Source organism: Streptomyces sp. NPDC004126, assembly GCF_050275515.1.
Classification (GTDB): domain Bacteria; phylum Actinomycetota; class Actinomycetes; order Streptomycetales; family Streptomycetaceae; genus Streptomyces.
In genome coordinates this window covers 62067-72631 of the sequence record NZ_JBNNPF010000040.1, presented here as the reverse complement: position 1 = coordinate 72631, position 10565 = coordinate 62067, and the positions used below count along the sequence as shown (strand labels likewise).

The 10565-nt window shown below is 75.2% G+C and carries 7 protein-coding genes; 1 reads left to right on the top strand and 6 read right to left on the bottom strand.

Annotation, left to right across the window (positions count from 1 at the left end):
• Positions 1-81: 81 nt before the first annotated feature.
• Entirely contained in the window at positions 82-1584 is a 1503-nt protein-coding gene (locus tag ACQKM2_RS30180; RefSeq protein WP_427715206.1) for a DUF6350 family protein, read from the bottom strand.
• A gap of 119 nt (positions 1585-1703) precedes the next feature.
• Between ACQKM2_RS30180 and ACQKM2_RS30175 the strand changes: the two genes are divergently transcribed.
• Positions 1704-3467, top strand: a complete 1764-nt coding sequence (locus tag ACQKM2_RS30175; protein WP_427715205.1) for a helix-turn-helix domain-containing protein — start codon at positions 1704-1706, stop codon at positions 3465-3467.
• A 64-nt stretch (positions 3468-3531) separates the two neighbouring features.
• Here ACQKM2_RS30175 and sucD read toward each other — a convergent pair whose 3' ends face one another.
• The 5 genes from sucD to ACQKM2_RS30150 form a co-directional block, all read right to left on the bottom strand.
• Entirely contained in the window at positions 3532-4422 is an 891-nt protein-coding gene (gene sucD, locus ACQKM2_RS30170) for a succinate--CoA ligase subunit alpha (protein ID WP_362467157.1), read from the bottom strand.
• Positions 4423-4443: 21 nt separating this feature from the next.
• Positions 4444-5622 (bottom strand): ADP-forming succinate--CoA ligase subunit beta, encoded by a 1179-nt coding sequence (gene sucC / locus ACQKM2_RS30165; protein WP_427715202.1) that lies wholly within the window; start codon positions 5620-5622, stop codon positions 4444-4446.
• Between the two features lie 263 nt (positions 5623-5885).
• A complete protein-coding gene (locus tag ACQKM2_RS30160) occupies positions 5886-7037 on the bottom strand; it encodes a VWA domain-containing protein (protein WP_427715200.1) in 1152 nt (383 codons plus the stop codon).
• Positions 7034-9328, bottom strand: a complete 2295-nt coding sequence (locus tag ACQKM2_RS30155; RefSeq protein WP_427715197.1) for a DUF5682 family protein — start codon at positions 9326-9328, stop codon at positions 7034-7036. Before ACQKM2_RS30155 ends, ACQKM2_RS30160 begins: the two co-directional genes overlap by 4 nt.
• Positions 9325-10431, bottom strand: a complete 1107-nt coding sequence (locus ACQKM2_RS30150; protein ID WP_427715195.1) for an ATP-binding protein — start codon at positions 10429-10431, stop codon at positions 9325-9327. Before ACQKM2_RS30150 ends, ACQKM2_RS30155 begins: the two co-directional genes overlap by 4 nt.
• Positions 10432-10565: the final 134 nt, after the last annotated feature.

The following is a 10565-nucleotide window of genomic DNA, read 5'->3' as shown; positions in this document are numbered from 1 at the left end:
GGGGGGCCGGGCCCCCCCCCCCCCCGCGGAACGGGCGAAGGGCGGGGCGGGGACCCCGGCCCCGCGCAGCGGCACGCCCGGTCAGGGCTGCGGACGCCGCCGCGCCAGGACCCGCGCCCCCACCACCGGCACGGGGAGCAACGGCTCCGCGGGCACGGCCGCGACCGGCTCCGGCTCCGGCTCCGGCTCCGCAGGAACCGGCACCACCCCCGCGGGAGCAACCAACGGCTCGGCCGCCCTCCGCAACGCCTCCCACCGAAGCTCCCGCACCCCCGAGTCGTGCCACGCGTCCCCCTCCACCCCGCCCCCCGCGGAGCGGACCGGCCGGGTCCGCCACACCTGCACCCCCACCGCCAACGGCACCGCCAGCACCAGCGTCCACCCCGCCGCCGCAGCGCCCACCGCCCACCACACCGGCCCGACGCCCGCCAGCATCCGCGACCCCAGCGGCCCGGCCGAAGCGGCCGCGAGACCGGCCATCGCCAGCCCGCACACCACCGCGCCCAGCGCCGCCGTCAGCGCGGTCTCCCCGTACGAGACCTCCCGCGCCCGCCGCACCGCGAACCACCCCACCACCAGCCCCGCCGCCACCGGCAGCCCCAGCGCCGCCCACGTCAGCGGGGTCCCCGGCCCCGGCGCCGGCAGCGCCGCCAGCAGCGGGAACCTCGGCAGCGCCGCGGGCCGTTCCAGCCCGAGCGGGGTCGCCACCACCCCGGCGCCTAGCGCGAACCCGGGGCCGAGCCCGTACGCCGCGCCCCACACCATCGCGTTCGGGATCAGCGCCACCGCGAGGAGCAGCACCGCGAACCGCCCCGACCACACCCCGGTCAGCGCCAGGAACGAGTTCTGCACCTCCGGCCCGTGCCAGGCCAGCGAGATGCCGACGAGCAGGGCCCCGCCGCCCAGCAGGACGAGCACCCCGGCCGCGCCGGAGCGCAGCGCCAGCGCGTACCGGGGGCGGGCCACGGCCCGGCGCACGCTCCCCGGGACCCACCCGGGCAGGGGTCCCGACGGCTTGCCCTTGGCCGCCCACACCCCTCCGGCGGCCGCGAGCACGGCCACCAGCGGCACGTGCCAGGCCGCGCTGAGCGGGTCCGCCGGCATCGGCCCGCCGGCCGCGTACACGGTGGCGAACGCACCGACCGTCAGATAGCCGCAGGTCACGGCGGAGAACACGGCGCCGGCCGGCAGCACCTCGTCCCCCTCGGCCCCGGCGGCGTCCCCCGAGGCACTGCCCAGCCGGGCGGCGCGCCGCATGAGCAGCACGGGCAGCGCCACGAGCAGCAGCGGCACCAGGCCGACGGGGGCGGGCACCCCGGAGAGGGTGTCGTAGCGGACGAGTTCGGTGCCGTGGGCCATCAGCCACAGCCCGGCGGCGAGGTGCAGCGCGCCGCCCGGGCCGCTGTCGGGGTAGGGGGAGCTGATCCACAGCACGATCACGAGCACGGCGAGGAAGCCGAGCCCCAGTCCGGCGGCCACGGCGCCGCCCAGCACGCAGGCGGCGGCCGCCGGTGAACGGCGCCGCGGGGCCGCGTGCCGCGGGGCCTCCTGCAACGGCGTCCCGCGTTCGGTCACTTGGGTCACGTGGCCATGGTGCCTTCGACACGCGCTATGTCCCGGTAACAACCGATTGTCCGTTGTGTCGTCCAAGATACGTTTATGTACTTTATTGCCCAGAGCAGCCGTGTCGCGGGGAGAGTGGCATGACACAAGACGTCGAAGCGTCCTCCGGTTCGGAGCTGGGCCTCCCGTCCCCCAAGGAGCGCCGATGGCTGCGCGAGTCGGGCGGGCTGACGTACGAGGAGGTCGCGGCGGAGGTCGGCGTGACCGCGACCACCGTCCGCTCCTGGGAGTGCGGCCGCACCGAGCCTCGCGGGCGCACGCGCGAGGCGTACGCGGCACTGCTGGACCGGCTCGCGGCCGCCGGGTCCGCCGCGCCGGTACGGCCGGTGGCCGCGGGACCGCCCGCCCACCGCCCCCGGACCACCGCCAAGCACTCCGCGAAGCCGGCGCCCCCGCCCCCGGTCGAGCCGGCCCCCCTCCACGCCTCCCCCGGCCCGGCACCCGCCGCCGTGGGCGACCCGGCACCGGGCAGGCGGCTCCCGGGCGACCCGTTCCGGCCGAACGCCCCCGCCGAGGTGCCCGTCGCCGCTCCGGCTCCGGGCGGACCACCGGGTGCCGGAGCCGGCACCGCCGCCGCCCGGGCGGCCGGGCGGCCCGTCACCGACGCCCCCGCCCACGACGGACCCACCGGCCGCCCCCACCCGGCCCCCGGCCGCGACGCCGAAGCCCCGGCAGCACCCGCGGCCGCCGCCGAAGCGCCCGTGGGCCCCGGCGAGACCCGCGCACCCGTGGCACCGCCCGCGCCCGCGGCCATGCCCCGCGCCACCGGGCCCACCCCCCGGGATCCCGCCCGGGCGGAGCCGGCGCCGGCCCCCGCCGGGACCGCCGCACCGTCCTGGGCCCAGCCGCACGCGGTCGCGGCCGAACCCGGCCCCGGAGACCCCGTTCCGGCGGCGGCCGCCCCGGCCTCCACCGCTGAAGAACCGTTTCAGCAGATCGGTCCCGCGCGGGGGGAGCCCGCCCCGGAGGAGGACGCCGTCCCGCACGGGCAGCCGCACGGGCGGCCGTACGGGCCCCGCCCGAGACCCCCGCAGGACGCCGTCGAGGCCTTCGACGCCCTCTACGACCACGCCGCGGCCGCGCTCGTCCGCCAGGCCTACCTGCTCACCGGCCGCCGCTCCCTCGCCCTGCACTCCGTCGAGGTGGCGTTCCGTCAGGCCTGGGGCCGCTGGCCCGAGGTGGCCACCGACCGGGACCCGGTCGGCTGGGTGCGCTCGGCCGCGCACGAGTACGCCCTCTCCCCCTGGCACCGGTTCCGCCGGGCCCACCGCCGCCCCGACAAGCCCCCGGCCGACCCCGCCGACCGGATCCTGCTGGAGGCCCTCCTCGCGCTGCCGCCCGTACACCGCCGGACGGTGCTGCTCTACGACGGCGTCGGCCTCGACCTGCCCGACACCGCCGCCGAGACCCAGGCCAGCACCCCGGCCACCGGGCACCGCCTGCTGCGCGCGCACGACGAACTCGCCCGCCGGATCCCCCTGCTGGCCGGGGTGGCGTCCGAGCGGCGGTCGGCCATGCTGCGCGAGCGGCTCGGCGCGGTGCGGCCCGCCGTGTCCCTGGAGCCGCGCCCCGCGGCCACCGTCCGCGCCGTCAGCGAGCACCGGGCCCGGCGGCTGGCACGGGCCGCGCTCGTCCTGACCGCGGTCATCGCCGCCGCGACGGGGTACACCACCGTCACCGCCCCGGACCACTACGAGCCTCCGGTCGCCCCCGGCGCGAGCGTCTCCGGGGTCCCGCCGCTGAGCGGCCCCCCGAGGCTCACCGAGACGAGCCGGTACCTCCAGGACAAGCTCCGCGCCGACCCGGCCGCCGGCCCCCACCGGCTCCACCCCCGGCTCGAATGACGAAAGGGCGTGGCCCGCACCCCGAAGGGTGCGGGCCACGCCCTCACGACAGTCCTGCGGGCGCTTACTTGGCGCCTTCGAGGATCTCGCGCGCCAGCTTGGCCGTCTCGGTCGGCGTCTTGCCGACCTTGACGCCGGCGGCCTCGAGGGCCTCCTTCTTGGCCTGTGCGGTGCCAGAAGAGCCGGAGACGATGGCGCCGGCGTGGCCCATGGTCTTGCCCTCGGGGGCGGTGAAGCCCGCGACGTAGCCGACGACCGGCTTGGTGACGTTCTTCGCGATGAAGTCCGCCGCACGCTCCTCGGCGTCGCCGCCGATCTCGCCGATCATGACGATGAGCTCGGTCTCCGGGTCGGCCTCGAAGGCCTCCAGGGCGTCGATGTGCGTGGTGCCGATGACCGGGTCGCCACCGATGCCGACGGCGGAGGTGAAGCCGATGTCGCGCAGCTCGTACATCATCTGGTAGGTCAGCGTGCCGGACTTGGACACGAGACCGATCTTGCCGGGCTTGGTGATGTCGCCCGGGATGATGCCGGCGTTGGACTGGCCGGGGGTGATCAGACCCGGGCAGTTCGGGCCGATGATGCGGGTCTTGTTGCCCTTGGCGGTCGCGTACGCCCAGAAGGCGGCGGAGTCGTGCACCGCGATGCCCTCGGTGATGACGACGGCCAGCGGGATCTCGGCGTCGATGGCCTCGACGACGGCGGCCTTGGCGAAGGCCGGCGGGACGAAGAGGACGGAGACGTTGGCGCCCGTCTTCTCCATCGCCTCGGCGACCGAGCCGAAGACCGGGACCTCGGTGCCGTCGAAGTCGACGGACGTGCCGGCCTTGCGCGGGTTCACGCCGCCGACGATGTTGGTGCCGTCAGCCAGCATCAGCTTGGTGTGCTTCATGCCCGTGGCACCGGTCATGCCCTGGACGATGACCTTGCTGTCCTTGTTGAGGAAGATAGCCATGTGAGTCTGTGACCTCTGCCCTTACTTCGCAGCCGCGAGCTCGGCGGCCTTGTCGGCCGCACCGTCCATGGTGTCCACGCGCTGCACCAGCGGGTGGTTGGCGTCCGAGAGGATCTTGCGACCCAGCTCGGCGTTGTTGCCGTCGAGGCGGACGACGAGCGGCTTGGTGACCGCCTCGCCGCGGTCCTCGAGCAGCTTCAGCGCCTGGACGATGCCGTTGGCGACCTCGTCACACGCGGTGATGCCACCGAAGACGTTGACGAACACGGACTTGACGTCCGCGTCGCCCAGGATGATCTCGAGGCCGTTGGCCATGACGGCGGCGGAGGCGCCGCCACCGATGTCGAGGAAGTTGGCGGGCTTGACGCCGCCGTGGTTCTCACCGGCGTACGCGACGACGTCCAGGGTGCTCATGACGAGACCCGCGCCGTTGCCGATGATGCCGACCTCGCCGTCGAGCTTGACGTAGTTGAGGCCCTTCTCCTTGGCGGCGGCCTCAAGCGGGTTCGCGGCGGCGTGGTCCACGAACTCCTCGTGGCCCGGCTGGCGGAACTCGGCGTTCTCGTCGAGCGAGACCTTGCCGTCGAGCGCGATGACGTCACCGGAGGCGACCTTCGCGAGCGGGTTGACCTCGACCAGGAGCGCGTCCTCGGCGATGAAGGTCTTCCACAGGGTCACGAGGACCTCGGCGACCTGCTCGGCGACCTCGGCCGGGAACTTCGCCAGGGCGACGATCTCGCGGGCCTTCTCGATGGTCACGCCCTCGTTGGCGTTCACCGGGACCTTGGCGAGCTTCTCCGGGGTCTCCTCGGCGACCTGCTCGATGTCCATGCCGCCGGCGACCGAGGCCATGGCCAGGAAGGTGCGGTTGGTGCGGTCGAGGAGGTAGGAGACGTAGTACTCCTCCAGGATCTCCGGCGCGGTCTCGGCGATCATCACCTTGTGGACCGTGTGGCCCTTGATGTCCATGCCGAGGATGTCCGTCGCGCGGGCGACGGCCTCGTCCGGGGTGGCGGCGAGCTTCACGCCACCGGCCTTGCCGCGCCCGCCGACCTTCACCTGGGCCTTGACGACCGACTTGCCGCCCAGCTTCTCGGTGGCCTCGCGAGCCGCCTCAGGCGTGTCGATGACTTCACCGGCCAGCACCGGTACACCGTGCTTGGCGAAGAGGTCCCTCGCCTGGTACTCGAACAGGTCCACGCGCGTCCGTCCCTTGTCTTCAAAGATTCGCAGTGATTCGCGGTTTGTCTGCTATCTGCGTGGGCGTGCCGCGGAGGGCAACGTGACGGCGCTGTCACTAGGAAGGCGCACACGGTGACCGTGGACGCGGCATGTCCGTCTCGCAGGTTATCCCCGTGGGACGTGGGTCCCTAAATCAGGGATCACACCTGAGCGGTGATACCTGTCACAGATCGCCTCACGGTTGAACTGCGTCTTCGTGTGATCTGCCGATGGCGTGACCGTCAGGGGAACGGCAGGGGGCGCTTCTCCAGCGCCGCCGCCATCACCTCCGGGAACAGGTCGGGGGTGCAGGCGAAGGCCGGAGCGCCCAGTGCCGCCAGGGCGGCGGCGTGCTCGCGGTCGTAGGCGGGTGCCCCCTCGTCGGACAGGGCCAGCAGGGTCACGAACTCCACCCCGGCCGCCTTCATCGCCGCCACCCGTCCCAGCGTCTCGTCGCGGATCCCGCCCTCGTAGAGATCGCTGATCAGGACGACGACCGTGTCGGCCGGTCGGGTGATCTTGGACTGGCAGTAGGCGAGGGCGCGGTTGATGTCGGTGCCGCCGCCCAGCTGGGTGCCGAAGAGGACGTCCACCGGGTCGTCGAGCTGGTCGGTCAGGTCGACCACGGCCGTGTCGAAGACGACCAGACGGGTGGCTATCGACCGCATGGAGGCGAGGACCGCCCCGAAGACGGAGGCGTAGACGACGGAGGCCGCCATCGAGCCCGACTGGTCGATGCAGAGGACCACCTCCTTCTTCACCGCCCGCGAGGCCCGGCCGTAGCCGACGAGCCGCTCGGGGACGACGGTCCGGTGCTCGGGGAGGTAGTTCTTCAGGTTCGCCCGGATGGTCCGGTCCCAGTCGATGTCGTGGTGGCGGGGACGGCTGACCCGCGCGGAGCGGTCCAGGGCGCCGGTCAGGGTGGCCCGGGTGCGCGCCGCGAGCCGCTTCTCCAGCTGCTCGACCACCTTGCGGACCACGGCCCGGGCCGTCTCCCTGGTGGTGTCGGGCATGGCCTTGTTCAGCGACAGCAGGGTGCCGACGAGGTGGACGTCCGGCTCGACGGCCTCCAGCATCTCCGGTTCCAGCAGGAGCGTGGACAGGCCGAGCCGCTCGATGGCGTCCCGCTGCATGACCTGGACCACCGGGCTGGGGAAGTACGTACGGATGTCCCCGAGCCATCGGGCGACGCGCGGGGCGGATCCCCCGAGCCCGGCGGACCGCTCCGCCTGCCCCTGCGCGCGGCCGCCGCCGTAGAGCGCCCCGAGCGCCCCGTCCATCGCCGCGTCCCGCCCGCCGAGGGCGCGGCCGGTCCCGTCCTCCTCCCCGCCGAGCACCAGCCGCCACCGCCGCAGCCGCTCGTCTCCGGCGGTTCCCGTGCCGCTCTCCGTCATCTCCCGATCCCCTCTCGTTCCGCGTGTGCCTCCGCCGCGCCCAGGAGCAGCCGGGCCAGGCCGGCCACCGCGTCCGCGCGGCCCGGGTCCAGGTCCGGGGCGAAGCCGGCCGGGGCGGTGGTGGACGCCGTGCGGGCGCCCGGGACGCGCCGGGCCAGCTCGCCCAGGGTCCGCCTCACGCCCGGCTCGTACGCCCCGAAGGCGCGCCGCAGCAGCGGCAGTACGTCGATGAAGGCGCCTTCCGGCACCGACACCAGCCAGGCGTCGATCAGCCCCAGCAGCCGTTCGTCGTGGACCAGCAGCGTCCCGCCGCCGGCGCCCCCGGCAAACCCCTCGATCCAGCCCGCCGCGTCGGCCGGGGACGCCGCCGGGGACAGGGCCAGCCCCATCAGCCGGGCCGTCTCGCCGGCCGGGAGCCGGCCGTCGTCCAGCAGCAGCCGCGCGGCCCGCCCGCGTATCCCGCCGGGTACGGTGTCCCGCCCGGCCAGCGTCCGCAGCACCGCCGACCAGCGCTCCCGCAGGCCCGGGTCCGCGTCGGCCAGCAGGCCGACCGCCCCGTGCACCCCGTCGATGTGGCCCCTCAGCTCCGCCGCCCCGTCGGCGTCGAGCCCGGCCGCGCAGGCCGGCGGCAGGGCCACGCAGATCCGCTCCGCGAGCCCGGCCGCGACCGTGCCGAGCGCCGCCGCGTCCGTGCCCCGTACGTCCCCGTACCGCAGCGCGCGGGCCAGCGCGGGCAGCGCCTTGGCCAGCCGGGCCACGTCCGTGTCCAGCGCCGCCCGGTCGGCGAGCGCCCGCAGCACGGCCGGCAGGGCCTGCGACAACCCGGCCAGCAGGCACCGCTCGGCCAGCGCGGTGACCTCCCCCAGCTCCCCGGCGGCCGCCGCGTCGGCCTCCGCCTTGGCGGTGGCGGCCCCCACCACGGTGGTGCCCCAGATGCCGGCCTCGGCGACCCGTACCGACAGCTCGGGCTCCCAGCACAGCCGCCAGGTCTCCCGGAAGGTGCCCGTGCCGCTCCGGGAGGCCGTCGGGGTCCCCCAGTCGATCCCGAGCAGCCGCAGCCGGTGCAGCAGCAGGGACTTGGCCGCGTCGGACTCCTTGCGCAGGTCCAGCTCCAGGTCGCGCCGCTGCGCCTCGGCCTTGAGCCGCAGCGTGCGCTGCCGGCGGGTCAGGTCCCGCTGGAGCGGTACGACGGGGGCCGCGTCGGGGACCTCGCCGAGCACGTCCCCGACGACGAGCCGGTCCTCGACCAGCGCGAGCGGTACGTCGGAGCCGTCGCACATGACGGCGCGGACCGCTTCCAGGGTCTCCGTGAGGCCGGGCAGCGGGCGGCCGCGCACGGCGGCCAGCGTCTCCGCCAGCCGGACGGCCTCGATCACATGGGCCGGGGACACCTGCCGGTCCTCCTCCCGCAGCAGCCCGGCGACCTTGGTCAGCCAGCGCTCGACGGGCCGGTCGCGGGCCGCGAACAGGTGCGCGTACCAGCCCGGCGAGGTGACGCCCGCGCCGTATCCGCCGGCCCGGGCGAGCCTGCGGTGGCTCCACGGCACCCAGGTGGTCTCCACCTTGACCTTGGGCAGCCCGGTGAGCAGTGCCCTGTCCGCCGCCACCGTGGACCCGGCCCGCAGCGCCGGTACGTGCCAGGCCCCGCACACCACGGCGTACGCGTCCCCGAACTCCCTGCGGGCCGCCCGCATCCGCTGCCGCATGTGCGCCTCGCGGACGAGGTCGCGGCCGTCGCCGCCGTCGCCGTAGGTCTCGCGGAGGGCGCCCATGGCCTCCGCCAGGACCTCGAAGACGGCCTGCGGGTCCGGCACCTCCCCCGTGCCACGGTGCTCGACCACGTCCTCCCACCAGTGCTCGGGGTCCTCGTACCCGGCGGTCTCCGCGAGCACGGCGAGCGGATCGACCCGGACGGCGCCGGCGCCGGCGTCGCGCTCGCCCGGCTCCTCCTCCCGGGGCGCGGCCAGGGCGTGGGCGGCGGGCAGGTCGATGAAGCGCACCGGCACGTCCCGGGCCTGGGCCCAGCGGATGGCGACCCACTCCGGGGAGAAGGCGGCCAGCGGCCAGAACGCGGCCCGGGCGGGGTCGTCCGCGGCGTGCGCGAGGAGGGCGACGGGCGGGCGCATCCCGGGGTCGGCGGCCAGCGGCAGCAGCGCGTCCCCCTCGGGCGGGCCCTCGATCAGCACGGCCCGCGGCCGCGCCCGGTCCAGGGCGGCCCGGACGGCGCGGGCCGAGCCGGGCCCGTGGTGGCGGACGCCCAGCAGCAGCGGTCCGGGGGCCGCCGGGCTCATGCCGTCACCTCGCGGCAGGCGCGGTAGAAGTCCTTCCAGCCGTCGCGCTCGCGGACGACCGCTTCCAGGTACTCCTGCCAGACGACGCGGTCGGCGGCCGGGTCGCGGACGACGGCCCCGAGGATCCCGGCGGCCACGTCGGAGGGGCGCAGGACGCCGTCGCCGAAGTGCGCGGCGAGGGCGAGTCCGCCGGTGACGACGGAGATGGCCTCGGCGGTGGACAGGGTGCCGCTGGGCGTCTTGACCTTGGTGCGGCCGTCGTCGGTGACGCCCTCGCGGAGCTCCCGGAAGACGGTGACGACCCGGCGGATCTCCTCCAGTCCCTCGGGGGCGGCGGGCAGGTCCAGGGCGCGGCCCATCTGGTCGACGCGGCGGGCGACGATGTCGACCTCGGCGTCGGCGGTGGCGGGCAGCGGGAGGACGACGGTGTTGAAGCGGCGGCGCAGCGCGCTGGAGAGCTCGTTGACCCCGCGGTCGCGGTCGTTGGCGGTGGCGATGAGGTTGAAGCCGCGGACGGCCTGCACCTCCTCGCCGAGCTCCGGTACGGGCAGGGTCTTCTCGGACAGGACGGTGATGAGGGTGTCCTGTACGTCGGCGGGGATGCGGGTGAGTTCCTCGACGCGGGCGGTCATGCCCTCGGCCATGGCCCGCATGACGGGGCTGGGGACGAGGGCTTCGCGGCTGGGGCCGTGGGCGAGGAGGCGGGCGTAGTTCCAGCCGTAGCGGATGGCTTCCTCGGGCGTGCCGGCGGTGCCCTGGACGAGGAGGGTGGAGTCGCCGCTGACGGCGGCGGCGAGGTGCTCGGACACCCAGGTCTTGGCGGTGCCGGGGACGCCGAGCAGGAGGAGGGCGCGGTCGGTGGCGAGGGTGGTGACGGCGACCTCGACGATCCGGCGGGGTCCGACGTACTTGGGTGTGATGACGGTGCCGTCGGCGAGGGTGCCGCCCTGGAGGTAGGTGGCGACGGCCCACGGGGAGAGCTTCCAGCGGGCCGGGCGGGGCCGGTCGTCCTGGGCGGCGAGGGCTTTCAGTTCGTGCGCGAAGGCGTCCTCGGCGTGCGGTCGCAGTGCCTCGGTGCCGGTGCTGTTCCCGGGCGTGGTCATGGTCCCCCTCCAATGCTCGGCAGCCGCTCCCGGCTGCTGGAACCACCGTGCACCATGCCACTGACAACACCCTTTGTTCTTGGCGTCGTTGCAGGTCAGGGCGATTGTCAGTGGGGATCTTTACGGTGGTTGTC

Excerpts from the sequence above, each read along its gene's own strand:
- ACQKM2_RS30175 (WP_427715205.1), top strand. The coding sequence starts at position 1,704 with ATGACACAAGACGTCGAAGCGTCCTCCGGTTCGGAGCTGGGCCTCCCG.
- sucD (WP_362467157.1), bottom strand. The coding sequence starts at position 4,422 with ATGGCTATCTTCCTCAACAAGGACAGCAAGGTCATCGTCCAGGGCATG.
- ACQKM2_RS30160 (WP_427715200.1), bottom strand. The coding sequence starts at position 7,037 with ATGACGGAGAGCGGCACGGGAACCGCCGGAGACGAGCGGCTGCGGCGG.
- ACQKM2_RS30155 (WP_427715197.1), bottom strand. The coding sequence starts at position 9,328 with ATGAGCCCGGCGGCCCCCGGACCGCTGCTGCTGGGCGTCCGCCACCAC.
- ACQKM2_RS30150 (WP_427715195.1), bottom strand. The coding sequence starts at position 10,431 with ATGACCACGCCCGGGAACAGCACCGGCACCGAGGCACTGCGACCGCAC.